This window comes from Phyllobacterium sp. OV277, assembly GCF_900104355.1.
In the GTDB taxonomy this organism is placed as follows: domain Bacteria; phylum Pseudomonadota; class Alphaproteobacteria; order Rhizobiales; family Rhizobiaceae; genus Phyllobacterium.
Genome location: NZ_FNIY01000017.1, coordinates 1 through 23,355 on the forward strand (window position 1 = coordinate 1; position 23,355 = coordinate 23,355).

Annotated in this window: 24 protein-coding genes; 10 read left to right on the forward strand and 14 right to left on the reverse strand. The window is 55.0% G+C overall.

Annotated features, from left to right (window positions below; all coding sequences use genetic code 11):
- Positions 1 to 296 precede the first annotated feature (296 nt).
- Both BLU05_RS25145 and BLU05_RS25150 read right to left on the reverse strand, forming a co-directional pair.
- Entirely contained in the window at positions 297 to 698 is a 402-nt protein-coding gene (locus BLU05_RS25145) for a GFA family protein (protein ID WP_091886576.1), read from the reverse strand.
- A 313-nt stretch (positions 699 to 1,011) separates the two neighbouring features.
- Entirely contained in the window at positions 1,012 to 1,500 is a 489-nt protein-coding gene (locus BLU05_RS25150) for a RidA family protein (protein WP_091886579.1), read from the reverse strand.
- Between the two features lie 197 nt (positions 1,501 to 1,697).
- On the opposite strand from BLU05_RS25150, the gene BLU05_RS25155 reads away from it, so the two are divergent.
- From BLU05_RS25155 to BLU05_RS25165, 3 genes are all read left to right on the forward strand, one after another.
- The gene (locus BLU05_RS25155) at positions 1,698 to 2,369 is read left to right on the forward strand and encodes a TetR/AcrR family transcriptional regulator (RefSeq protein WP_091886581.1); all 672 of its coding nucleotides are present in this window, start codon (positions 1,698 to 1,700) and stop codon (positions 2,367 to 2,369) included.
- Between the two features lie 141 nt (positions 2,370 to 2,510).
- Positions 2,511 to 3,608, forward strand: a complete 1,098-nt coding sequence (locus BLU05_RS25160; RefSeq protein ID WP_175540754.1) for a nucleotidyltransferase family protein — start codon at positions 2,511 to 2,513, stop codon at positions 3,606 to 3,608.
- Between the two features lie 55 nt (positions 3,609 to 3,663).
- Positions 3,664 to 4,074, forward strand: a complete 411-nt coding sequence (locus BLU05_RS25165) for a VOC family protein (protein WP_091886584.1) — start codon at positions 3,664 to 3,666, stop codon at positions 4,072 to 4,074.
- 6 nt (positions 4,075 to 4,080) lie between these two features.
- On the opposite strand, the gene BLU05_RS25170 is transcribed toward BLU05_RS25165, so the two are convergent.
- The 10 genes from BLU05_RS25170 to BLU05_RS25215 form a co-directional block, all read right to left on the reverse strand.
- Positions 4,081 to 4,854 carry an amino acid ABC transporter ATP-binding protein gene (locus tag BLU05_RS25170; RefSeq protein ID WP_091886675.1) on the reverse strand — a complete coding sequence of 258 codons (774 nt, stop codon included), beginning with the start codon at positions 4,852 to 4,854 and terminating at the stop codon, positions 4,081 to 4,083.
- Positions 4,854 to 5,534 (reverse strand): amino acid ABC transporter permease, encoded by a 681-nt coding sequence (locus tag BLU05_RS25175; RefSeq protein WP_091886587.1) that lies wholly within the window; start codon positions 5,532 to 5,534, stop codon positions 4,854 to 4,856. The genes BLU05_RS25170 and BLU05_RS25175 overlap by 1 nt, the downstream gene beginning before the upstream one ends.
- Positions 5,535 to 5,619: 85 nt before the next feature.
- Positions 5,620 to 6,405, reverse strand: a complete 786-nt coding sequence (locus BLU05_RS25180; protein WP_091886590.1) for an amino acid ABC transporter substrate-binding protein — start codon at positions 6,403 to 6,405, stop codon at positions 5,620 to 5,622.
- Between the two features lie 185 nt (positions 6,406 to 6,590).
- Positions 6,591 to 7,670 carry an ABC transporter ATP-binding protein gene (gene ugpC, locus BLU05_RS25185; RefSeq protein WP_091886593.1) on the reverse strand — a complete coding sequence of 360 codons (1,080 nt, stop codon included), beginning with the start codon at positions 7,668 to 7,670 and terminating at the stop codon, positions 6,591 to 6,593.
- Between the two features lie 17 nt (positions 7,671 to 7,687).
- A complete protein-coding gene (locus BLU05_RS25190; protein WP_091886596.1) occupies positions 7,688 to 8,536 on the reverse strand; it encodes a carbohydrate ABC transporter permease in 849 nt (282 codons plus the stop codon).
- On the reverse strand, positions 8,536 to 9,468 hold the full coding sequence (locus BLU05_RS25195) for a carbohydrate ABC transporter permease (protein ID WP_175540755.1): 933 nt from the start codon (positions 9,466 to 9,468) through the stop codon (positions 8,536 to 8,538). The genes BLU05_RS25190 and BLU05_RS25195 overlap by 1 nt, the downstream gene beginning before the upstream one ends.
- 112 nt (positions 9,469 to 9,580) lie before the next feature.
- Positions 9,581 to 10,852 carry an ABC transporter substrate-binding protein gene (locus BLU05_RS25200; RefSeq protein ID WP_175540757.1) on the reverse strand — a complete coding sequence of 424 codons (1,272 nt, stop codon included), beginning with the start codon at positions 10,850 to 10,852 and terminating at the stop codon, positions 9,581 to 9,583.
- Positions 10,853 to 10,890: 38 nt separating this feature from the next.
- Positions 10,891 to 12,078, reverse strand: coding sequence for a PLP-dependent transferase (locus BLU05_RS25205; RefSeq protein WP_091886602.1), 1,188 nt, complete (start codon positions 12,076 to 12,078; stop codon positions 10,891 to 10,893).
- On the reverse strand, positions 12,075 to 12,854 hold the full coding sequence (locus BLU05_RS25210) for a FadR/GntR family transcriptional regulator (protein ID WP_091886605.1): 780 nt from the start codon (positions 12,852 to 12,854) through the stop codon (positions 12,075 to 12,077). The genes BLU05_RS25205 and BLU05_RS25210 overlap by 4 nt, the downstream gene beginning before the upstream one ends.
- 118 nt (positions 12,855 to 12,972) lie before the next feature.
- On the reverse strand, positions 12,973 to 14,730 hold the full coding sequence (locus BLU05_RS25215; RefSeq protein ID WP_091886681.1) for an acetolactate synthase 3 large subunit: 1,758 nt from the start codon (positions 14,728 to 14,730) through the stop codon (positions 12,973 to 12,975).
- Positions 14,731 to 15,349: 619 nt separating this feature from the next.
- Between BLU05_RS25215 and BLU05_RS25225 the strand changes: the two genes are divergently transcribed.
- From BLU05_RS25225 to BLU05_RS25255, 7 genes are read left to right on the forward strand one after another with little or no spacing between them, the layout of a single operon-like run.
- Positions 15,350 to 16,114: a GntR family transcriptional regulator gene (locus tag BLU05_RS25225; protein ID WP_091886608.1), complete on the forward strand. Its 765-nt coding sequence runs from the start codon at positions 15,350 to 15,352 to the stop codon at positions 16,112 to 16,114.
- A 43-nt stretch (positions 16,115 to 16,157) separates the two neighbouring features.
- Positions 16,158 to 16,994, forward strand: a complete 837-nt coding sequence (gene kduI / locus BLU05_RS25230) for a 5-dehydro-4-deoxy-D-glucuronate isomerase (RefSeq protein WP_091886611.1) — start codon at positions 16,158 to 16,160, stop codon at positions 16,992 to 16,994.
- A gap of 5 nt (positions 16,995 to 16,999) precedes the next feature.
- Positions 17,000 to 17,755 carry a 2-dehydro-3-deoxy-D-gluconate 5-dehydrogenase KduD gene (gene kduD / locus BLU05_RS25235; protein ID WP_091886684.1) on the forward strand — a complete coding sequence of 252 codons (756 nt, stop codon included), beginning with the start codon at positions 17,000 to 17,002 and terminating at the stop codon, positions 17,753 to 17,755.
- Positions 17,756 to 17,770: 15 nt separating this feature from the next.
- A complete protein-coding gene (locus tag BLU05_RS25240) occupies positions 17,771 to 18,454 on the forward strand; it encodes an amino acid ABC transporter permease (RefSeq protein WP_091886614.1) in 684 nt (227 codons plus the stop codon).
- A gap of 10 nt (positions 18,455 to 18,464) precedes the next feature.
- A complete protein-coding gene (locus BLU05_RS25245; RefSeq protein ID WP_091886617.1) occupies positions 18,465 to 19,118 on the forward strand; it encodes an amino acid ABC transporter permease in 654 nt (217 codons plus the stop codon).
- Entirely contained in the window at positions 19,102 to 19,830 is a 729-nt protein-coding gene (locus tag BLU05_RS25250) for an amino acid ABC transporter ATP-binding protein (protein ID WP_091886620.1), read from the forward strand. Before BLU05_RS25245 ends, BLU05_RS25250 begins: the two co-directional genes overlap by 17 nt.
- A 49-nt stretch (positions 19,831 to 19,879) precedes the next feature.
- On the forward strand, positions 19,880 to 20,668 hold the full coding sequence (locus tag BLU05_RS25255) for a transporter substrate-binding domain-containing protein (protein WP_091886623.1): 789 nt from the start codon (positions 19,880 to 19,882) through the stop codon (positions 20,666 to 20,668).
- A 62-nt stretch (positions 20,669 to 20,730) separates the two neighbouring features.
- On the opposite strand, the gene repC is transcribed toward BLU05_RS25255, so the two are convergent.
- On the reverse strand, positions 20,731 to 22,074 hold the full coding sequence (gene repC, locus BLU05_RS25260; RefSeq protein WP_091886626.1) for a plasmid replication protein RepC: 1,344 nt from the start codon (positions 22,072 to 22,074) through the stop codon (positions 20,731 to 20,733).
- Positions 22,075 to 22,280: 206 nt separating this feature from the next.
- The gene (gene repB, locus BLU05_RS25265) at positions 22,281 to 23,351 is read right to left on the reverse strand and encodes a plasmid partitioning protein RepB (protein WP_091886629.1); all 1,071 of its coding nucleotides are present in this window, start codon (positions 23,349 to 23,351) and stop codon (positions 22,281 to 22,283) included.
- Positions 23,352 to 23,355 lie beyond the last annotated feature (4 nt).

Genomic DNA, 23,355 nt, shown 5'->3' on the forward strand with positions numbered 1-23,355 from the left:
GCGGCGCGACAGTTGGATTGAGAAACGAAGAGAAGGCAGACTACAGGAGCAAGCTGCCACGGCTCTATTCACTGTCACCGGTCCGGGCTGCGATGGTGAAGTCTCCGCCCTGCCCGGCGACGCACCTCGGCATCTCTCGGGATGACATTTCTACTTTGCATACAACGCGACATTTCTAAATTGCTGCCACATTGTGTGTAGCCGGGGTGGGTTCTATTCTGAAGTGCGACTTTGGCAGCATTGAATATCGCCCTGCTCGACCGGGAGCACAAGAGACTGCAAAGTTGACCTTCGCGTCAGATCAGACTTGCGTGGAAGCGCTTGACCTCTTCCGCAAGACTTACCCAATGATGTTTGGATTGCTCGAAGATTGATAGGGTTGGCGCCGGGAAATTTGGATCGGCCAATGCACCGACAGCCACGCCAATCATTGCGGGTGCAGCATCAGGCTTCCAATAGACTGTCGAACCGCAGATCGGGCAAAAATACATGCGTACATTGCGGCCACTTTCGGCAACGCGATTGAACTCTCTAGCCGCTCCCGAAATCTCGACGGTATCAGCCGCATAGAACGCGTTGACACTGAATGATGTGCCGGTTCGCCGTTGGCAGGCTAAGCAATGACACACGGCAACCAGTTTTTCTGGCTCTCGCATTACAAGTCTGAGTGCGCCGCATACGCATTGGGCATTGGTCATGGAAAATCCTCCGTCTTTCTCGGTGAGATCATTTTTGGGATGTGAGATGAGGCGCAGTGCAAACCGCCGTTATAGCTGGCGGCGCGTGGAAAGTGACCCGTCGCGGATCAGGATGCGCAGCGCCAAGAATTATCCAGCTTCACGGAACTGTCAATAAGAAGGCTCCGCAAAGGGTCGAAAGTTCCGGTACGTGATGGTGTCTTAATCAAAGTGAGAAAGCGAGAGCCGGGGAATTGACCGGATCGCCACGGATCGGCATGCCTCACCTCGATCCGTTATTGGCAGTCTTTGCGAGTGCAGCCAACCGCCCCCGCTAATCGAGCACGACCACCGCTTCCACTTCGAACAGCATGGGGTCAATTGCGAGTTTGGGAACGGGAATCAGAGTCTGCGCCGGTAGCGCCTTGCCAAACACTTCCTTGACGTTCCTGGTCAACACTTCAAGCTTGGACATATCGTGATCGACCACGAAGACTGTGAGCTTGGCGACCTGGTCCGGTCTGGCACCGAGCGCATCGAGGGCGGCGTGCAGATTTGCGTAGGCCTGCTTAACCTGAACAGCGAAGTCGGGCGATAAGGCTCCCGTACTGTCTTGACCGCCCTGCCCGGAGATGTAGGCCACACGGCCTCCGCGCGGCGTGATCACCGCCGTGCTATAGCCGTTCGGCGACGGGTCATAGAGGGTGTGTGGATTGACGATGGTCAGCTTGAGATCATTCTCATTTGCTGTCGCCGCCGTGGGAATTCCTATGGTCATGATGATTAGCCCTCCGATAAGCAGCTTCTTGATTGCGCGTGACATGATTTTCTCTTGGCTCTGCCCATTGCGAGCAATGTTTCCCCGCGGCTGGCATGATTGAACTTTGACCCATATGACCCATATAATGGCTAGTACACTGTACGATACATTATATAGTACGTTGTACGAGTCAACCGTTCAAGATCGACATTCATCGTGTTGCCAGTCAAAATCGACGTTCTGAACAGTGAGGAAAACAGATGGCTGCCAAACGTAGCGATACTCCGGGCAAGCGGGCTCAGCCCATGCAGGATCGCAGTGAACCACCCCTCTCCATGGAACGTATCGCGGCGACTGCGGTGGAACTGCTGGACGCGCAGGGAGTCAGTGGATTGACGATGCGCAAGCTGGCTGATCGCCTCGGCTCGGGCGTGATGAGCCTCTATTGGCACGTTGACAACAAGGAGGATGTCTTTGATCTGGCGCTCAATCTGGTGCTTGAATATCACGGACCGCCGCAAGTGGATAAGTCGCAAGACTGGCGCGCAGAAGTCGTTCATATGCTCGAAGACTGGCGCGCCAGCATGCTGCGCCATCCCTGGTCGGCATCCCTGTTGCCGCGCCGGGCGCTCGGCCAAAACATCCTCAATCGTCTGGAACTGCTGAGCAAGATCCTGTCCGGAGCCGGTGTAGCGGACGCAGATCTGAACATTGCGATATGGTCGCTCTGGAACTATGTAATGGGCGCTACCATCACCCGGGCGAGTTTCGACCTTACGGACGATGACATGGCTGCTGGGCAGCAACGCCTGACACGTCTCAGTGAACACTACCCGACAATCGAACGCTCTCGTCTGCTTTTGGATAATGATTGGGATGGTGCATTCAGAAAGGGCCTCGACTTCCTGCTCGATGGCCTTTCTCCCAGATAAACACAATAGACCGCCCTCGGTCACAGGACGAAACAGTAACGGCTGGGGTTATAATGTTTCCGCGAAAACATTATAACGACTTGCGAAGGCCTGCCAATCGGTTATAATGTTTTCGCGCAAACATTATAACTGGACAACATCATGCTCAAAGAGATCGATCTGGTCTATCGGACGATGTTTGCAGAACTTGGTCAGCGAACACTCGATGCGAACTTCAAGGCAGACTTTGCGATCACGGGACGGTTTGTAACCGTAACCGTCAAGGGCAATGAGTACTGGTATTTTGACACGCCAACGGACAGTGGCGACAAGCGGACTTATGTTGGCCCCAAGAGCGACGCGGAAATCTCAAAGCGCGTTGCTGCCTTTCAGGAAATCAAAGATGATTTGCGGGCCCGGCGGAAACTGGTTTCGACGCTGACACGCGACGCCGGAATGACCTCACCGGAACGGTTCACCGGAGACATTGTGGAAATCTTGGCCAATGCCGGACTTTTCAGGCTGAGGTCAGTCCTTGTAGGAACCGTCGCTTTCCAGACCTACTCTGGCGTACTTGGCATCAAACTGCCTTCAGCAGTCATGCAGACGGGCGATGCGGATTTTGCCCAGTTTCATTCGATTTCCACGGCTGTCGGTGACACTATTCCGCCAGTTCTCGACGTCTTGCGTCAGATCGATCCGTCATTTCGCAAAGTCCCGCATCAAAGCGGCAATCTCACGACGCAATTTGAGAACGCAAAAAAGTACAAGGTGGAGTTTCTCACGCCAAACACCGGAAGCGATGACTTTGCCAGCAAACCCGCCAGTATGCCGGCACTCGGCGGAGCGGCAGCAGAACCACTACGCTTTCTCGACTATCTGATCCATGAACCCGTGCGCACCGTATTGCTGCACAAGAGCGGCGTATCGGTGAATGTACCTGCACCGGAACGCTATGCGGTTCACAAACTTATCGTCGCGTCGCGCCGCCGGAGTGATGACAACGGCATCAGCAAACGCGATAAGGATGCTCAGCAGGCCGCCCTGTTGTGTGAAGCATTGATAACCGCCCGTCGCCAGTCTGATCTGGCCATTGCCTATGCCGAAGCTTGGGAAAGAGGCCAAGCCTGGCAGGAAGGCATCACGCGCGGCTGGAGCTTTATCGCAGAACGGCAAAGGACAAGCTTGATCACCGGACTGGCGAAGGGCATGGGCGATATAGGGCTGGACCCTGCCAGTTATGGGCTCAATATTAATTAGATCACCCCATGCTACGATAAAGAATGATCAATATTCAACGCCCGGAGTACCGGTCATGCTGTTGTCGAACTATCTTTTCTTTACAACGTCTTGCGAACAGGCTCTCGCCTTCTACACTCACTGTGGACTAGGCCGGATCACCGAAGAACTACGGTATGGGGCAAACGGCATGCCTGTGCGCACCGAAGCCATGCGCGGCAAAATCATGCATTCACGCTTCGAGGGTCCGGGTGTTCTCTTCTACGCCTCGGACAATGACGATGCCGAAACCATGCGCGGCTCCGCCCATATGCTTGTCATAGAAGACCGCGATGAAGCGGAAAGACTGTTCACACGTCTCGCCGCTGGCGGAACGATCACCACGCCATTCGGGCTTCAGGTATGGGGCGACTTCTTTGGCAAGCTGACAGACCAGTTTGACGTGCAATGGATGATCAATGTCCCGACACAGGCCAAAGCGGACTAACCAGCCTCAAATGCCCTCGCCGTGCGTATGCTGCCCCTCATGGGTCAATGTCGCAATAAAACGCTTTGTGCGCTCCTGCTTCGGCTGGGTGAAGATGTCGTGCGACGTGCCGGTTTCAACGATAACGCCGCCATCGAGCACGATCGCCTGATTGGCAATGCGCGAAGCCAGACGCAGATCATGCGTTGCCATAACCATGGTCGTGCCCTCCCGTGCCAGTTGCGCCAACACGTCAACAACCTCGCCTGACAGTTCCGGATCAAGCGCCGATGTCGGCTCATCACAAAGCAGGATTTTCGGCGATGGTGCCAATGCGCGGGCAATCGCCACACGCTGTTGTTGACCACCCGATAGCGTTGATGGCCAGACGTCAGCCTTATGCGCCAGACCGACTTTCTCAAGCAGCATCAGAGCCCGCTCGCGCGCTTTCTCCTTTGGCCATTTCAAAACGGTCGTCAGGCCTTCCGTGACATTCTCGATAACAGTGCGATGCGGAAAAAGCTGGAAGTTCTGGAACACCATGCCCGAATGCCGACGCACCGACTGAACAGCCTTGGTCGTGACTTTGACACCCGGCTGAAATTCCAGCCTGTCACCGTCGATTTCCACGGAACCGGATGTTGGAATTTCCAGAAGGTTCATGCAGCGCAGCAGTGTGCTTTTGCCGCCGCCCGATGGCCCGACAAGCGCCATGACAGAACCTTCGGCGATACTCAGGGAGACGTTCTTGAGGACCGTGAGATCACCAAAGCGTTTCTCGATATTCCTCAGTTCAATCATCATGACCGTGCCTCCAGAAATCCGCCATAACGATTGAGACGGGTTTCAAGCCGTGCCTGCAACGACGACAGGACCGAACTCAGGATGAGATAGATAATCGCCGCCTCCACATAGAGGATGAGCGGCTCATAGGTGGTGGCAACAATGCGTTGTGCCGCCTGAAACATCTCTGGAACCGTGATGGCCGCCGCCAGCGACGTATCCTTGACGAGCGAAATAAACGTGTTCGACAATGGCGGCACAGCAACGCGCGCCGCCTGTGGCAAGATCGTGCGGCGCATGGCCTGAGACCATGTCATGCCGATGGAATAAGCGGCTTCCCACTGTCCACGCGGTACGGACGAAATCACAGCACGCAGGATTTCCGACGTATAGGCACCGATGTTGAGGGTGAAACCGATCAATGCAGCGGTAAAGGCGTCAAGCACGATGCCGACACTGGGAAGCCCGTAGAAAATAAGAAAGAGCTGCACCAGCAGCGGCGTGCCACGGATGATCCAAACGTAAAACTTGACAATGGCGGCAAAGGGCCAGGCAGCAAACAGCCGGACAAGCGCTGCAATCAAACCCACAGCCAATCCCAGTACAAACGACAGAAGTGTCAGCGGAATGGTGAAAATCAACCCGGCCCATAGCAACGGTCCAAGCGATTCAAGCATCAGTGTCAGCCAATGGGACAAGGCCGCGTCTCCCTTAAAAGGCAAAGGCAGGGAGTATCATCCCCCTGCCCTCTTAGAGCGTACTTTTTTCGAAGCGTAAACAGTCTTACTTCGAAACGTCCGCGCCGAAATACTTGTCGGCAATCTGCTTGTACGTGCCGTCAGCCTTGATGGTTTCGAGTGCCTTGTTGATGGCTGCAAGCAGGTCCGGCTCGCCCTTGCGGATGATGATGCCGGAGAAATCAGCATTCTCCTGCGTTGCCGCGATTTTCACGTTGGCGTCGGGCTTGTGCTTCTTGAAATCGAGGAAGGACAGGCTGTCATTGATCGTGGCATCGGCGCGGCCACTGAGCAGCAGCTGGATCGACTGGTCAAAACCATCAGTGCCAACAAGGTCTGCGCCATTGGCCTGCGCGATCTTGCCGAAATTGCTCGACAGAGACTGGGCAGATTTTTTGCCCTTGAGGTCGGCAAAGGTCTTGATATCGGTATTGTCGCCCTTGGTAATCAACACGGCCTTGGAGGCAATATAGGGCTCGGAGAAATCATACTTCGCCTTGCGTGCGTCCGTGATACCAACCTGATTGATCACGGTGTCATAACGCTTGGCATCGAGGCCAGCGATCAGACCATCCCACTTGCCTTCGAGGAACTCTGCTTTCACGCCAAGGTTCTTGGCAACAGCCTCGCCGATTTCCACATCGAAGCCGACAAGCTTGCCCGCAGCATCGTGATAGGTGAACGGCGCATAGGTGCCTTCCGTGCCGATCTTCAGCACGCCGGCTGTCTTGATCTGCTCAAGGTTCGATTGCGCCTGCGCCTGAGTCTGCATCGGCACGATGGCCAGAGCCTGCATTGCACCAACAACGAGTAGGGATTTGAGCCAATTCATTTTTTTGTTTCCATCCAGAGTTTTCGAGCCTTTCGGCGATGATTGGAAAATGTCACTTTGCCTTGAGGATGCATAGGCACTATTCGCTGTCACAAGACGCGAATTTGTGAATTTAATACCACAAACAGCCGATACAAGGAAAAATAATTCCTCGCATAGAATGAGGTGAGAACAGTGATTCAACCTCAGGCGGCAGGATCAATCCTCTGCCCGGTAGCGGGATTGAAAACATGCACATCCCCGGCCTTGATCCCGATGTTCATTGTGTCACCCGGCTTCCGGTCGGTTCGTCCCATCGCATAGATACAAACCTGCAAATCAGCCAGAGTTGTGTAGAACTGGGTTGAGAGGCCCAGAGGCTCGATAACCTGGATTTTGGCCTTCAAAGTATCCGCGCTTCCGACTTCAATATTCTCCGGGCGGATGCCGATTGTTACCCGTTCGCCGTCTTCAACAAGCAATCGCGGATCAATGGCAATTGTCTGGCCATCGCTAAGCTGCGCTTCGACTTCAGTATTGTTGCGACTGACGACGGCGGGCAGAAAATTCATGCCCGGAGACCCGATAAAGCCCGCCACAAAAAGATTGGCGGGATGATCGTAAAGATCAAGCGGCGTCCCCACCTGTTGGATCACACCATCATGCATTACCACAATGCGGTCGGCCATGGTCATGGCTTCCACCTGATCATGGGTGACATAAACGGAGGTGGTTTTCAGCTGCTGGTGTAGCGCCTTGATCTCGGTGCGCATGTGAACACGCAGTTTCGCGTCGAGATTGGACAGCGGTTCATCAAAGAGAAACACTTGCGGATCACGCACTATGGCCCGGCCCATGGCAACGCGCTGACGCTGGCCGCCTGAAAGCTGACGCGGCAGACGCTGCAGGAAGACATCCAGCCCCAGCCGTTTGGCTGCGGCGCCAACCCGGTCGAACACCAGCTCCTTGGCGGTTTTGCGCAACATCAGGCTGAAGCCCATATTGGATGCCACATCCATATGCGGATAAAGCGCATAGGACTGGAACACCATGGCGATATCGCGATCCTTTGGCGCGACATCATTGACGACGCGCTCGCCGATACGGATTTCACCGGCCGAAATCTCTTCAAGCCCCGCAATCATGCGCAGCAGAGTAGACTTGCCGCATCCGGACGGGCCGACAAGCACCACAAACTCGCCATCGGCAATGGAAAGGTCCACTGCCGACAGCACGTTCATCGCGCCATAATTTTTCTGAACATTGGTAATGGTGACGGAAGCCATGAGCTTATCTCTTTCGATTATCCCTTGACGGCACCGGCGGTGAGGCCAGTCACGAGGTAGCGTTGCAAGAAGCCGAAGAACAGGCAGGCCGGGATCAACGCAAGCACTGAAGCCGCCATCATCTGTCCCCAGTCGACAGCGAATTTTCCAATGAAGGTCAGAAGGCCGACGGCAAATGTTTTCTGGCTGTCACTGCTGATCAGCATCAGCGCGAACAGCAGCTCGCTCCAAGCGGCGGTGAAGACGAACCCAAGCGTTGCGCCCATACCCGGTAGGGTGAGCGGAATGATGACGCGGCGCAGCGCCTGACTGCGGCTGCATCCATCAATCATCGCCGCCTCTTCCAGATCTTTCGGAATGCCGTCAAAGAACGACTGCATCAGGAAGGTGGCAAAAGCGATATTGAACGCCGTATAGATGATGATCAGCCCGGTCAGGCTGTTGGTAAGGCCAAGCTCGCCCATGATGCGGTAGATCGGTGGAATGACCATCACAAGCGGGAACGTCTGGGTCAGCAGCAAAATCACCGCTACGGTGGTTTTCCCGCGAAACGAAAACCGCGACAGGGCATATCCGGCAGCTGAAGCGATGATCGTAACAAGCACTGCGGTTACGACAGAAACAATCACGCTGTTGAGAAAATAGCGCGGAAAGTCTGTTGCCCTCAGAACGGTCTTGTAATTCTCCCATGTGGCGGATGAAGGCCACATCGTAATGCCCTCCGAATAGAGCAGCGATTGCGGTGTCACCGAAATCTTCAGGGTCCAGAACAGTGGGAACAGCGCGAAGATCACATAGGCGGCAACGGCGGTGTAAAGGCCGATACTTCCAAGAATACGGGCTTTGCGGGAACGGCCAGCAATCATCACGAATACCTCACAAGCGAGCGGCGGATACGGATCAGCACGACCGCATAAAGGATGAGAAGCGCCAGAAGCAGGACGGCAACTGCCGAAGCATAGCCCTTGTCCAGGGTCTTGAAGGCGCTGACATAGATGTAGGTCGCAACCGTATTGGTTGAACCAGCCGGACCACCCTCGGTCATCACGTAGATGAGGTCGGCAAAGGTGGCGATCCAGATTGTGCGCAGCATCACTGTGATCGCGATGGTTGGCGCAAGGAAAGGCAGTGTCACCTTGATGAAACGCTGCCATGGATTGGCACCATCAATGGCGGCGGCTTCATGCAGCTCGGAAGGAATAGATTTCAGCGCAGCCAGCAATGTGATCGCGAAGAATGGTACGCCGAACCAGACATTGGCAATAATTGGACCCCACATCGCCGTGGCCGGATCAGAAAGGATATTGGTGGGCTCAGATTTGAGACCAAGCGCGAAAAGCCAATGCGGCAACGGCCCAACAATTGGGTTGAACAACCATGCCCATGTAAGACCCGAAAGAAACGACGGCACAGCCCATGGCAAAAACACAATCGCCTGTACCACTTTCTTGCCGAAGAAGGGACGGTCCAGCAGCAAAGCAAGGCCCAAACCCAGAAAGAACTGGAGAAACAGGCTCGCGACGGTCCACCACAAGGTGTTCATCAGCGCCTGACCAAGAACCGGGTCAGACAGCAAAGCCTTATATTGGGCGAGCCCAACATATTCGGACTTGAACGCCGAGAACTTGCGGAAGGAATAGCTGACGCCGAAAATCAGCGGCACCACCAGAACCACAAGCAGCAGAACAAGCGCAGGGCTGAGATAAAGCCACGGCTCGAAAGCGGCGCTGAAGCGACGCTTGCTGCTGGCTTTTCTCTCCTGTTGCGGCGTCATTGCCGCTGTTGATTGCATTGCCATGTGTACGGCCCCTCTTTTGCCAATGGTCCCCCACCCCTCGCCTCCGATTTCACGGATTGGCGAAAGTCGTGGGAAAATGCCCCGGCACAACGGCGCCGGGGCATCGCATCAATTACTTTTTGTTCTTGGCCATCCAGGCCTGCTGCTGTTCGGTGAGGAACGCAGACCAGTCGTCAGCAACCTGCTTGGCGGTTTTCTGGCCGAGCAATACTTCCTGGAAATTCTTCACTGATACGGAGTCATAAAAGTTGCCGAGATTTTCCAGATGGGTCGGCGGCGTCACGAACTCGAACGTCTTTGGATCGCTCAATTCCTGGAACCAGCCCTTGAAGCTTTCCGAACCGAAATACGGGTCCTTGTCCGCACCGTTGTGAATGGGCAGAACGCCAACATTCTTGGCAAATTCGAGGTTGTCAGCTGGAGCCAGCAAAGTGCCCATCAGCTTCCACGCATCATCCTTGACCTTGGAATTGGCAAACATAGCCCAGCCGGCATAACCTAGCGTCGGATAGGACTTGCCATTAGGTCCCGTTGGCATCGGCGCAACGCCAAAATCTTCAGGCTTCATCTTCTCGGCAATACCAATCAGCGCATCGGGGTCCTGATCGAGCATCGCGCAGGTTCCGGAATAGAAACCGGTGACGATTTCGTTGAAGCCCCAGCTGACACTGTCCTTCGGCGCATAGCCTTTTTTGTAGATATCGGCGAGCATTTCGAGGCCCTTGACCGAACCCGGTTCGTTCAGGGTGGCCGTACCGTCGGCGTTGAAATAAGCACCCTTGCCATTGGCGATGTTCATGAACATCTGGACGCCATTGAAGCCGCCGGGACCGCCGCGCAGGCAATAGCCATACTTGCCCTTGATCGCGGAAATCTTCTTGTTGGCTTCCATGAACTCGTCAAGCGTCTTTGGTGCTTCCTTGAGCCCTGCCTCGGCAAACAGTTTCTTGTTCCAGAACATGGCCCGGACATAGTAGCCATAGGGGATCATGTACTGCTTATTGTCGACGACGGAGCCGAACTGCTTGGCGCGTTCACCCAGCGTGCCGCCATCTTTCCATTTGGCAACATAAGGCCCGAGATCTTCAAGCTGGCCATTATTCGCATAAAGGCCCATCCAACGCTCAGGCATTTCGACCACATCAGGCGTATCACCGGCCTGAACCATAGTCAGGAATTTCTCAAACGCCTGTCCCCAAGGCAGCGAAACCAGCTCGACCTTGATACCGGGATTGGCCTGCTCAAAACCCGCAATCTGCTTCTTGAGCAGTTCCGTACGCGGCGGGCTTGTAATCACTTCAACCATCTTGATGGTCGTATCAGCAAAGGCTGACGATACGGTCATCGCCAGTGCGGCCATCGCACCGGCAAGAAATGTTCCCATTCTTTTTTGCATTTTATGCTCCCACTTCAGTTTTCTGTTTAGCGTTTGGCTTTATCCAGGGCATTCACAAGGTCGGCCCAGAGCTCCTCTACATTTTCAAGTCCCACATGCAGACGGATGGTTCGCGGGCTCACACCAAAGCGCCCGATTGAGTTGGCATCGGGCGTCTGCTGCAATGAAGCCATCGCCGGAACGACGAGGCTTTCATGCCCGCCCCAGCTCACACCGATGCGGAACAGCTTGAGTGCATCGACGAATGTCGGCACGTCGATCTCATCAGTGACTTCGAAGGAGAAAAGCCCGGTATAACCGGTAAGTGTCGCCTTACCCGGATGATTGGAATAGGCAGGGTGAATGACACGCTCCACATCGCCGCGCCCTTTCAGACGTTCAGCTATCGTCAGACCACTCTTCATATGGTGCGGCAGGCGCAGGGTCAGCGTGCGCAGGCCGCGCAGCAAAAGCCATGCCTCAAAGGGTGAAAGCTTTGCGCCGAGATAGGAATAGGTGCGGCCATTGATCCGGTCGATCATTTCGCGCGATCCCGCGACCACACCCGCTACGGTATCACTGTGCCCGCCAAGATATTTCGAGGCGGAATGCAGAACCAGATCAATGCCATGGCTGATCGGCTTCTGGAACAACGGTGTCGCATAGGAATTATCAATGGTTGTGATAACGCCATGCTGCTTGGCCAGTTGTGCGTAATGCGCAATGTCCTGCAGCTCGAACATCATCGAGCTTGGACTTTCCAGATAAAGCAGCTTGGCACCGGGAAGCGCCGCAGCAACCGCATCGGGATCGGACCCATCGACATAATCGACCTTGATACCGAGATGCGGCAGAAGCCGTTCGAACAGACGATACGCATCGCCATAGCAATTGCGCACGGCGACGATCCGGTCCCCTGCTCCGACAAAGGCAAGCACCGTGGCACTGATCGCGCCCATACCGCTGGAGAACGCCCGGGCAGCTTCGGCCCCCTCAAGTGCTGCGATTTTGCCTTCAAATTCCATCACCGTCGGATTGTCACCGCGCGAATAGATCGGCTGGCGTTTGCGACCGGCAAAAGTGTCGGCCATGTCAGCATAATTTTCGAAGGTGAACAGCGATGTCTGATAGATCGGCGGAACGACCGATCCGCCGGGAAACGGGTCATCATGAGCGAGCAAAGTTGCGGCCTGCGCCATCATATCCTGATCATAGAAAAAGGGATTGTCGTTCATGTCTTGCTCTGCTTTTTGAGATTTGCGGCGCCGCGCCGAAGGTCATTTTCAACGGTGGCAATAAGTTTCAATGCCTCGGCGCGTGCTCCAACAGGATCACGCGCTGCAATGCAATTGAACAGGGTACGGTGATAGGGAAAGCTGGCGTGGCCAAAGTCACGCACACCAAGCGGATGCTCCCAGAACCGGTGAAACATTTCATACATGGCGGCGATGATCTGCTCGAAGAGTGGATTTCCAGACGTGCGGAAGACGGCAAGGTGGAAATCCCAGTCCTCCTCGGCTGACATGCCTTCGCGGGCGTGAAACGCCTCTTCCATAACAATCAGCTTCTGCTCGATAAAGGCGATGTCTTCATCACTCGCCCGTTCCGCACACAGAACCGCTGCTTCCGCCTCAAGCCCGCGTCGAATTTCCAATGTGTGCATCAAGCTCTTGAAATCATTGCCCGATGGCAATGTCAGCGGCATATGCAACATGTTCCGCGTCACCGCTGAACGCAGATAGGTACCACTACCCTGCCGCCGCTCGACAAGTCCGAGTTCCTGCCAGCGTGTGAGCGCTTCCCGTACTGTGGTCCGGCTGACTTTCAAATATTCCGCAAGTACCCGTTCGGTCGGCAAACGGTCGCCGGGTTTCAGCCCTTCGCTGGCAACGAAATCCACCAATGCATTCAGCACCGCGTCATCGCGCGATGATGTGTGAACCGGTGAAAGGATCGGATTGATCACGAAACGCCTTGCATAATTGGTTGGACCATTGTGCCAATTCAGCATGGAAGTTCTGCCGTGTCAAATGCCCAGCTGCAATTTTTTGCACAGGAAGATCGAGACACCGCTCGATGAAAGATGATCGCAGCCCCGATATTTAGGGCTGCGATCATTCCTTCGACTATTAAAGCAGGCCGCGACTGTCGATATCTATTGGTCCCCGGAATGAAACGTCTGTGATTTCATCAGGCAAAAACATCTCATTATGTCCCCGACCGGGCCGGATCATCGGGAAACAATTGGCGAGCTTGGCCACCCGGCAATCGAACAGCACCGGCCGCTTGACCTCGATCATCTCCCCAATAGCATCGTCAAGCTCATCAGGTCTGTCACACCGGATACCCACCGCTCCAAAAGCCTCGGCGATTTTGACAAAGTCTGGCAGGGCTTTCGAGTAGGAGTGCGCCAGCCGGTTTTCGTGCACCATCTCCTGCGATTGCCGAACCAATCCCATGTATTCATTGTTCAATATGAACACCTTGATGGGTGCATCATATTGGATAGCCGTCGACAATTCTTTCATGGTCATCTGTACGGAAGCATCACCGGCAATATCGATCACGAGGCTCGTCGGATGGGCGATCTGCACCCCGATTGCAGCCGGCAAGCCATATCCCATGGTGCCAAGCCCGCCCGATGTCATCCAGCGATTAGGGCTTTCAATGCCATAATACTGGGCAGCCCACATCTGGTGTTGCCCCACCTCCGTGGTCACATAGGTATCGCGATCCTTGGTCAGTTCATAAAGGCGCTCAAGCGCGTATTGCGGCATGATGACCGTGCTGCTCATCTCATAGGAAAACGAGTTACGTGCCCGCCACTGATTGATCTTTTCCCACCACTTCTGCAACCGCCCGCGATCTGGCTTTATGGGCAGAGCCCGCCAAAGACTGACCATCTTCCCCAAAACCTGTGCCACATCGCCTTGAATGGAAATGTCGGCGGTAATAATCTTGTTCAGGGACGAAGGATCAATATCGATATGGATTTTCTTGGAATTCGGCGAGAACCCATCAACGCGTGACGTCACCCGATCATCGAACCGCGCGCCGATACACACCATGACATCGCATTCGTGCATCGCCATATTCGCTTCATATGAGCCATGCAGACCGAGCATTTTCAACCAGTTTGCCCCAGACGCCGGATATGCGCCGAGTCCCATAAGAGTCGAGGTGATGGGAAACCCTGTCAGTTCGACAAACTCACGCAATAATCTTGATGCACCGGGTCCAGAGCCGATCACGCCGCCACCCGTATAAATGATGGGGCTGCGTGCACGCGCCAGAAGTTCCAGCGCTGCTTCTATTTGCTTGTCATTGCCAATGACATTCGGCTGATAACTCTTTCTTTCGTCAATATTGGAAGGAGCAGCATAATAGCCGTGCGCGAGCAAAATATCCTTTGGCATGTCAACCAGAACGGGCCCGGGACGTCCTGACCGTGCAATGCGAAAAGCTTCATGTATCGTTGCGGCAAGATCGTTCACATCAGCGACGAGCCAGTTGTGCTTTGTGCATGGCCGCGTGATGCCAACCGTATCGCACTCCTGAAAAGCATCCGTGCCTATAAGCGATGTGGCCACCTGACCCGACAGGCACACGATGGGTATTGAATCCATCAAGGCATCCTGCAGCGGTGTCACAGAATTGGTAACGCCCGGCCCTGATGTCACCAGCATAACGCCAACCTTGCCGGTGGACCGGGCATAGCCTTCAGCAGCGTGGCCTGCGCCCTGTTCATGACGAACCAGAATGTGCCTGATATCGCTCTGCTGGAAAATCTCGTCGTAGATCGGGAGCACCGCCGCCCCCGGATAGCCAAAGATGTGCTCAACGCCGTTGTCGCGCAGCGCCTGCAGAACAATCTCTGCCCCGGTCATGGGAATGCGTATTGATGTAGTGATGTCATTGCCTGTCATGGCAGTTCCTTATTGCAATGGTTGAAGACAGAGGGTTTTGACGGGGCAGCACCAAAATCTGGGCGAAAAAAAAGGCCCCGTCAGGAGCCTGTTTGCCGCGCATGGGTGCTAACGCCGGATGGTTAAACCATCCTGCCCATGCGCGTTCCCACTACGATCAAAACCATTGCAATTTTCATGGCTATTTTTGTAACCGCGAACGCGCGGGGCGTCAATGCCGCCTAACGCGAGGTCGGCGCTACGCCAATCAAATGAAACCCTTGACCGCCGAGAGACCTGTTTGCAACCGAACATGCGAACAGACCTTCTGCCCGGCCTTCCTTGCTGAGCCTGCGCTAAATACAGGCTTCGGCGCGCGTCTATGCTGAATATCCCTTCTCTCCTGCCAATGTTTTCCGGGTGCCGCGCCTCTCCTGTGCAAAACCAAATCGAAGTCGCTTGTCAAAACTGAAATATTAGAATATTTATATTTCACTCGCCATCGTGACTTGCGAAAAGCTGTGAGAAACCGCTCAATACGAGTGGAACAGAATTGCCAGAAGGCGGTGCTCACCCACTGCAGAACCAAAGGACAACCGGCATGCTCACAGATGACGAGAAAACCAATGATACCGACAGGAAGCGCGACCGGACGCATCCCCTTTCCTCATCTCAAACAGCCTATGTGCAGCAACGCGCCGCGACACCGCGCGCAGCGACGCATATTTATAAAGAACTGCTCGAAGAGATTATCTCCCTGCGGCGCAAGCCGATGGAGCCCATATCGGAGAAAGAGATTGCGGCACATTTTGGTGTCAGTCGCACGCCCGTTCATCAGGCAGTGCTGCGTCTTGCCGATGATGGACTGATCGACATTTTTCCACAGTCAGGCACTTTCGTCTCCCGCATCCCGCGGCGCGCGCTTTACGAAGCCATCCTCATCCGCAAATCGCTTGAAGAAACAACTGTGAAGCTGGCGGCCGAACAGGCAAATGCTGCTGATATCAAGCGCCTTGAAGCCAGCATCACCGATCTGGCTCTGGCCGAGGCTGTAACTGATAATGAATTGTTTCATCAGGCCGATACAAGTTTTCATCTTCAAATCAATGCGATAGCGGGATTTCCTGGCATCTGGAATGTCATTCAGCAGGTAAAGATGCAGATCGACCGCTATCGGCGATTGACTCTGCCGCAACGTGGACGCTTGACCCGCGTGATTGACGAACATGAAGCCATTCTCGATGGCATCCGCCGGCACGACACCGCCCACGCTATTGAGGCGATGGGCTTCCATCTCGGCCAAATGCTCAACGAAGTGAAGGAAATGCGGAACATCAATCCGAGCTACTTCATCGACGATGTATAGCCCGTTCACGGGCGCAATCTACAGAACAGAACAAGGGTAAGACATGAAAATCGAAGTCAGACAGGTTTCCCACCCCGACGCGGTCCGCGCCTATGGCACAGACGATTTGCGCCGCCACTTTCTGATTGAAAGCATTTTCGAAGCGGATGAAATCGTCCTTACCTATAGCCATATCGATCGCCTTGTCATCGGCGGCGCGCTGCCCGCAACCAAGCCTTTGACTTTGAGCGCGCCAACGGCAATCGGACAGGAGTTCTTTCTTGCGCAGCGCGAACTAGGCGTTATTAATATCGGTGGCGCAGGTCGCATTTCCTTGGACGGCGCTGTGCATGAACTCGCATCGAGAGATTGTCTCTATATTGGCAAGGGCGTGGTCGACGTCATATTCGAGAGCATCGATACAGCAAACCCGGCAAAGTTCTATCTTCTGTCGACACCTGCCCACGCTGCCCATCCAAGCACGCTCATCAAGCCTGATCGGGCCAAGCAGGTGAAGCTGGGCGACCAGCTAACGTCCAACAAGCGCACCATATTCCAGTATATTCACCCTGACGTATGCGACAGCTGCCAGCTTGTCATGGGCCTGACCCAGCTTGACCCTGGCAACATGTGGAACACCATGCCTTCCCACACGCATGACCGGCGTTCCGAAGCCTATCTTTATTTCGACGTGCCAAGCGATCAGCGCATTTTCCACATGATGGGCGATCCTTCCGAGACGCGCCATCTGGTCGTTGCCAATGAACAGGCGATCATTTCCCCCGGCTGGTCCATTCATTCGGGCGTCGGCACCGCGAACTATGCCTTCATCTGGGCGATGGGCGGTGACAACAAAAGCTTTACGGATATGGACCATATCCCGATCAGCTCACTGCGGTGAACAACGTGCCACAACTCTTTGATTTGACAGATAAAATCTCCATCGTAACTGGTGCGAATACGGGCATCGGACAGGGCATTGCGCTGGCGCTTGCGCAAGCCGGGGCGTCCATTGCCGCCGTTGGCCGGTCTTCAATGGATGAGACCCGCGCTCTAGTGGAAGCGACAGGTGCGCAATTCCACGAAATAAGAGCTGATCTCGCGACCATTGCCCCCACCGCATCCATCGTTGAGGAAACGCTGAAAACCTTTGGCGGCCTCGACATCCTTGTCAATAATGCCGGTATTATCAGGCGCAATGATGCGGTTGATTTCACCGAGGAAGATTGGGACGCGGTTATCGACACCAATCTCAAATCGGCGTTCTTTCTGTCTCAGGCAGCCGGAAAACATATGATTGCATCGGGACAGGGCAAAATCATCAACATTGCTTCGCTGCTGTCATTTCAGGGCGGCATCCGCATTCCGTCCTACACGGCTTCAAAGAGCGGGCTTGCCGGAATTACCAGACTTCTGGCGTGCGAATGGGCTGCAAAAGGCGTCAACGTCAATGCCATAGCCCCCGGTTATTTCGTCACCAACAATACAACAGCCTTGAGGGAAGATCAGGACCGAAGCGCCCAGATTCTGGCTCGCATTCCAGCTGGTCGCTGGGGTGATCCCTCGGATATTGGTGGCGCCGCGGTTTTTCTGGCATCCCGAGCCTCCGACTATGTGCATGGAACAGTTCTGCCCGTCGATGGCGGCTGGCTGGCACGATAAGGTGGGAAAAGCGCCATGAATTATCAGTTCGATTTTGAAGCGCTCCTACCCTATTGGCAAAGCTTTCTTCAGGGCGCGATTACAACAATCCAGATGACCATCGTCGCGGTGGCCATCGGGCTCGTCATCGGCGTTCTTTGTGCAATTGCCCGGCGCAGCGCCTATCCATGGCTGCGCTTCCTTGTCGGCATTTACATCGAAACCGTGCGTAATACGCCGTTTATCGTGCAGATATTCTTCATATTCTTCGGATTGTCGTCGATGGGCCTGACCATGCCGGTGTTTTTCGCCTCGGTCTTCGCCATGGTCATCAATGTGGGGGCCTATACGGCAGAAATCGTCCGCGCGGGCATGGAAGCAGTCCATCCAAGCCAGATTGAAGCGGCGGAAGCACTCGGTCTCTCCCGTTTCCAGATCTACCGCGACATCATCCTCATGCCATCAATCGAGCGGGTCTATCCGGCTTTGACCAGCCAATTCATCCTGATGATGCTGTCAACATCGATCACATCGCAGATTTCTGCGGAGGAGCTGACCGGCGTCGCCAATAATATCCAGTCCTACACCTTCCGCTCGTTCGAAACCTATATCGTCATCGCCGTGATCTATCTGATGATCACCTATCTCCTCCGCTTCGGGTTTTACGCGATAGCGCTCGCCATTTTCCCGCGCCGCCGCAAGCTCGGTACACCATTGTGAGGAGCCAGCCATGACCGACGGTTTCACCACAAATCACCTCATTTATCTGCTGAACGGGCTTGTCTGGACGGTCGTTCTCTCCGCCCTCGCCTTTGCGTTGGGTGGCATTGCGGGATTCTTCGTCATGCTCGCCCGCACCTCGACTATGCGCTGGCTGCGGCGCTTATCGCTTGTTTATGTTCAGATCATTCAGGGAACGCCCCTCTTGATCCTGATGTTTGTCATCTATTTCGGCCTCGGCGTCATCGGCATCGAATTGCCGCCATTGATGGCCGCCGGTGTTGGCATGATGATCTATTCCAGCGCTTATCTTGGTGAAATTTGGCGGGGTTGCGTTGAATCCGTGCCGCGAACCCAGTTTGAAGCTGCTGAATGCCTGGCTCTGACGCGCTGGCAGGTACTGACAGACGTGATTTTGCCGCAAGCCCTGCGCATCGCCACCCCGCCAACGGTCGGGTTCATGGTGCAGCTGGTTAAAAACACTTCACTTGCGTCAGTTGTCGGCTTTGTTGAGCTTACCCGCGCCGCGCAGGTCATCAATAATTCGCTGTTCCAGCCATTTCTGATCTTTGGCATCGCTGCCGCTTTCTATTTTTGCGTCTGCTATCCGCTTTCGGTCTGGAGCCGTTCTCTCGAGAGGAAACTGAATGTCGGCCGCCGTTAAACTCCACGAAGTCATCAAGCGTTTCGGCACCGTCGAGGTCCTCAAAGGTGTGTCCTTCGATGTCGCGCCGGGGGAAGTGGTGGCGCTGATCGGCCAATCCGGTTCTGGCAAAAGCACCGCGCTGCGCTGCATCAACCGGCTTGAGACAATTCAGGGCGGGTCGATTGAAGTATGCGGTCATCGCGTGGAGTCGCCTGATCTGAGCATTCGTGCCCTGCGCCAGGATGTTGGGATGGTGTTTCAGAGCTACAATCTGTTTCCGCATATGAATGTGGCCGAGAACATCATGCTGGCGCTGCGCCGCGTCAAGAATATCGGCCGCGCCGACGCCATGGAGACGGCAAAGTCGGTTCTCGCAAAAGTCGGCCTGCTCCAGAAAATCGACGCCTACCCCGAACAGCTGTCCGGCGGCCAGCAGCAGCGCGTGGCCATTGCCCGTTCGCTCGCGATGCAACCCAAAGTGATGTTGTTTGACGAGGTGACTTCGGCGCTCGACCCGCAACTAACCGGCGAAGTTCTGCGCGTGATGGAAGATCTCGCCAAGGGCGGAATGACCATGATCGTCGTGACGCACGAAATGGCTTTCGCGCGCAAGGTCGCAAACCGCGTCATCTACATGAACACCGGCCGGGTCTGGGAGACCGGTACCGGTGACATGCTTGTGCGGCCCGAAACCCAGGAACTGAAGGAGTTTCTGGCGAACGGCCTCTGACATCAATCCGGCCTCGCCGGTGAGACTGAAATCAACTGGGAGAGAGAACATGAAAACCATAATGAAAGTTGCCGTCGCTGCTACAGCGGCACTGATGATAGTCGCAACCGCAGCGCAGGCGGATATCCTTGAAAACATTAAGAAATCCGGCAAAGTTCGCATTGCTGTCGCCATGGGCAGCCCTGAATATTCCTATGTCGATGGCGATCTGAAGGCTACGGGCTCCGATGTCGAGACCGCGCGCCTCATTGCCAAAGACCTTGGCGTCAAACTGGAGCTGATCGAGATCACCAATGCCGCCCGTGTTCCAACTGTTCAGACCGGAAAAGCAGATCTGCTCGTCTCCGCCCTCGGTATTACGGACGAGCGCAAGAAAGCCATCGATTACTCCGTGCCCTATGCAACACTCAGCCTCATTGTTGCCGCGCCCAAAACCGTCGAGATCAAAAATTATGCCGATCTTGCCGGTAAGCGCATTGGCGTTACCCGCGCAACCACCAACGACATGGACATCACCCAGAACGCACCCGGCGCGCAAATCGTGCGCTTCGAAGACGACGCAACGCTCATCACGGCCGCCGTATCCGGCCAGGTCGACATTATCTCCAGCCAGTCGGCTGTTCTTGGCGGCCTCAACAAAAAACGCACCAGCAACCCGCTTGAACTGAAGTTCACCCAGAAGGAAACCAATCTCGGCATCGCCCTTCCGAAGGGCGAAAAGCCGCTACAGGATTGGCTGAACAATTGGGTAAAGACCAACTTTGCCAATGGCACACTGCGGGCTGTGTTCAAAGAGTTCCACAATCGCGACCTGCCGGATGATCTGACTTCGCGCTGACGTGAAAGCAGCAAAAACAATGGATTAGGGGTGCTCACGCGCCCCTTTTTCACATTCCGCGCCTACATTCTTCCCTCGCCATTCAATGCCTTGATAACCGGAACAACTGAATACTGGCCAATTTCAGCCCTGTCGGTCAGCGCCCGCAAATACCCGCCCGGCGAGCGGATTTCCCCTGCGCGCTCCAGTATGGCGGCAATGGTGATCGAGGCGTTTATGTCGCCCATGGTGTCACGCGCCCTTTCCCATGCATCTGGCGAAATACCCAGCATCGAGCGGACCAAAGCCGCCGTTTGCATCAGATCGCGCCAATCTGCGATATCATTGCGGGCATAATCGCGAATTTGCGGGCAGGCTTCCAGCACCGCGCCCAAAGGCAATGCGGACGTTTTTATCTGTCCCGCCGACAACTCACCCGGCATTGCATCCCGGTGCTGTCCGCGTTTCAGTTTGGCATCCAGCAATCTCTGGCGCATTTTCAACATTGCCTGGCTGCGCCCGGCTTCCGTCTTGTTCCTTCCGGATTCAGCATTCCCCTTATCTTCAGTTTCAGGCGCTGCCGTTCGTTTCTGGCTTTTTTCGGAAGCCCTTTCAAAATGGGAGTCTATATTTGAATTCTGTATATGGTGCTCAAAAGAAGAGTCAGTGCCGCTCATTTCTTCGTTTGAAAGAGTGTCGAGATAGGCTTTTTCAACCTTGCTGCGCAGGATGGCAAGCGCGTCACGCCTTACCTTCATCGTCTCAAGTGGCAGGTGCCTGCTCACACGCCCCGAAAGGTGCGCCAGTTCATCAGCATAGGCTTCCCAATCACCGGAGCGTTCTTCGCTGAGACCTGCATCAATGGTCTTGGAAACGTCGCGCAAATGAATGGTGATTTCGCTGCGAACGCGATGAATAGCCCGCTCCATATCGCGCGCCGCGGCTGCATGCTCACTGATTTCATCAACGCGCAGCGCCAACGGTGACAGATCAAAACCGAATGCATGTTCGATTTCTCCACCCTCGCCGCGCCTGGCATAGCGTTTGCCATTCGGGCTATCGCGCCGGATGATTAATCCCGCTTCCACAAGCGCCGCAAGATGCCTGCGAATAGTCGCAGACGACATGCCGCGCGTGCGCATGGACAGTTCCGCATTGGATGGGAACACCACCACAGGCGTACTTCCGTCCAACAGGGTCTCGGGATAGAAGCTCAGAAGGGCTTCCAGCACGGCAATCGTGCGATCCGAAAGGAAGAAAGCCGCGCGCGCCTGCGTTAATTCACGCAAAAGCGCCCATTTTTCCGGGTGATTGGCGTCAGTACCCGCCAGTTTTTCACGGGCACGCGCTGTCTTTTCCTGCACTGCGAACATGGCATGCGACAGCGATCGCCCGCCAAATGGCGTCGTTGCAAAACGATCAGTCATTTTCTCTACCTCAAATTGAGGCAAGGGAAAGGTGTTGCCGGAACGCGTCCGACTCTTGACAAGTCAGGTAGGAAGTGATTCTCTAAAATTGCTACATTGAAGAGGGCTTCCGGGGCGGTAACGTTCTGGGGGCCTTTTTTCTTGCCGTTGTTCCTTCTCTCTGTTCTTTCCGTTCAACGCTTACACAAAACCAGATTACGCGTAGTTCAGGCTTTTCGCTCGCTCCTGTAGCGCTGCAAAAGCCCGTTTAACTCGCCAGCCACGAAGTCCACGAAGCCTTCGGGAACGGTGTCTGCAAAATCGATTGATCGCTCCTTTTTATTGTTCAGAAGCTGCGCAATGACATCACCATTGCCGTCGCGTATGTCCCTTGCGGCCACAGGATCAGTCTTTCCTGCCTTTATTGCAGCCGGCTTGTTGAGATCCAGCAACCGCTCGAACACCGCATCGAAGCGACCATCACTGCCATGCAGTTTGAAATGATCCTGCTGAACCACTTTTTGAGCGGCATCGCGCCCTTCGGGTTTTCTCAGCATATCAGCCAATTTAACCCAGCGCGGCCGGCCAACCTTGGGTGCGGGCCCGATTGCCTGCAGGATCGGCTTCGGAATGGCGTCCACAACCTGCAGATAACGGGTCATCTCTGCCTTGTGCAGAGCCAGGGCATCCTGCACTACCGAACGGCTAAAGCCCCGGTCAATCAGATTGCGGGCAAAGAACGCACGCTCAATGAACGAGAGATCGCGGCGCTCGGCGTTCTCCTTGCCCTGCGCAACCACAAGTTGGGCGTCGCTCAGTTCACGGATAATCGCCTGCACGGGCAGCTTAAGCTCGGCTGCAGCCCGCAAACGGCGATGGCCATAGGCGGTCTGATAGTAGCCGCGCCGCTCGGGATGCGGACGGACAAGGATCGGCACCTGCTGACCGTTCAGCTTGATGCTTTCGACCAGCTCCCGGAAGGTCTCATCGAGGCCGAAATTGTGGCTCAGCCGATCTTCGACAAAAGAATACTCAATAAGCTGGGGATCAATCTCAATGACCCGTTCCGAACCTTCAAGACTTTCTCTAATCTTACGGGCATCCTCAAGCTCACGCGAGATACCCCCGAGCGAAAGGCCCATAGCTTTGATAGCGCCAGAAGCAGTTCGCTGCTTTGGTTGCTCTGATAAATTGTCTTCTACCGGAGCCGGATTAACCGGTTTGGGCTCCGGCTGGGGAGCCGTGTCCACCGTTCCAAAAAGTGCCTTGAGTTGATCCCTGCGGTTCTTGTCAGTCATCGCT

Bases quoted from the DNA above. Each gene is read 5' to 3' on its own strand.
- BLU05_RS25145 (WP_091886576.1), bottom strand. From the start codon at position 698: ATGACCAATGCCCAATGCGTATGCGGCGCACTCAGACTTGTAATGCGA.
- BLU05_RS25150 (WP_091886579.1), bottom strand. From the start codon at position 1,500: ATGTCACGCGCAATCAAGAAGCTGCTTATCGGAGGGCTAATCATCATG.
- BLU05_RS25155 (WP_091886581.1), top strand. From the start codon at position 1,698: ATGGCTGCCAAACGTAGCGATACTCCGGGCAAGCGGGCTCAGCCCATG.
- BLU05_RS25160 (WP_175540754.1), top strand. From the start codon at position 2,511: ATGCTCAAAGAGATCGATCTGGTCTATCGGACGATGTTTGCAGAACTT.
- BLU05_RS25165 (WP_091886584.1), top strand. From the start codon at position 3,664: ATGCTGTTGTCGAACTATCTTTTCTTTACAACGTCTTGCGAACAGGCT.
- BLU05_RS25170 (WP_091886675.1), bottom strand. From the start codon at position 4,854: ATGATTGAACTGAGGAATATCGAGAAACGCTTTGGTGATCTCACGGTC.
- BLU05_RS25180 (WP_091886590.1), bottom strand. From the start codon at position 6,405: ATGAATTGGCTCAAATCCCTACTCGTTGTTGGTGCAATGCAGGCTCTG.
- ugpC (WP_091886593.1), bottom strand. From the start codon at position 7,670: ATGGCTTCCGTCACCATTACCAATGTTCAGAAAAATTATGGCGCGATG.
- BLU05_RS25190 (WP_091886596.1), bottom strand. From the start codon at position 8,536: ATGATTGCTGGCCGTTCCCGCAAAGCCCGTATTCTTGGAAGTATCGGC.
- BLU05_RS25195 (WP_175540755.1), bottom strand. From the start codon at position 9,468: ATGGCAATGCAATCAACAGCGGCAATGACGCCGCAACAGGAGAGAAAA.
- BLU05_RS25200 (WP_175540757.1), bottom strand. From the start codon at position 10,852: ATGGGAACATTTCTTGCCGGTGCGATGGCCGCACTGGCGATGACCGTA.
- BLU05_RS25205 (WP_091886602.1), bottom strand. From the start codon at position 12,078: ATGAACGACAATCCCTTTTTCTATGATCAGGATATGATGGCGCAGGCC.
- BLU05_RS25210 (WP_091886605.1), bottom strand. From the start codon at position 12,854: ATGCTGAATTGGCACAATGGTCCAACCAATTATGCAAGGCGTTTCGTG.
- BLU05_RS25215 (WP_091886681.1), bottom strand. From the start codon at position 14,730: ATGACCGGGGCAGAGATTGTTCTGCAGGCGCTGCGCGACAACGGCGTT.
- BLU05_RS25225 (WP_091886608.1), top strand. From the start codon at position 15,350: ATGCTCACAGATGACGAGAAAACCAATGATACCGACAGGAAGCGCGAC.
- kduI (WP_091886611.1), top strand. From the start codon at position 16,158: ATGAAAATCGAAGTCAGACAGGTTTCCCACCCCGACGCGGTCCGCGCC.
- BLU05_RS25240 (WP_091886614.1), top strand. From the start codon at position 17,771: ATGAATTATCAGTTCGATTTTGAAGCGCTCCTACCCTATTGGCAAAGC.
- BLU05_RS25245 (WP_091886617.1), top strand. From the start codon at position 18,465: ATGACCGACGGTTTCACCACAAATCACCTCATTTATCTGCTGAACGGG.
- BLU05_RS25250 (WP_091886620.1), top strand. From the start codon at position 19,102: ATGTCGGCCGCCGTTAAACTCCACGAAGTCATCAAGCGTTTCGGCACC.
- BLU05_RS25255 (WP_091886623.1), top strand. From the start codon at position 19,880: ATGAAAACCATAATGAAAGTTGCCGTCGCTGCTACAGCGGCACTGATG.
- repC (WP_091886626.1), bottom strand. From the start codon at position 22,074: ATGACTGATCGTTTTGCAACGACGCCATTTGGCGGGCGATCGCTGTCG.
- repB (WP_091886629.1), bottom strand. From the start codon at position 23,351: ATGACTGACAAGAACCGCAGGGATCAACTCAAGGCACTTTTTGGAACG.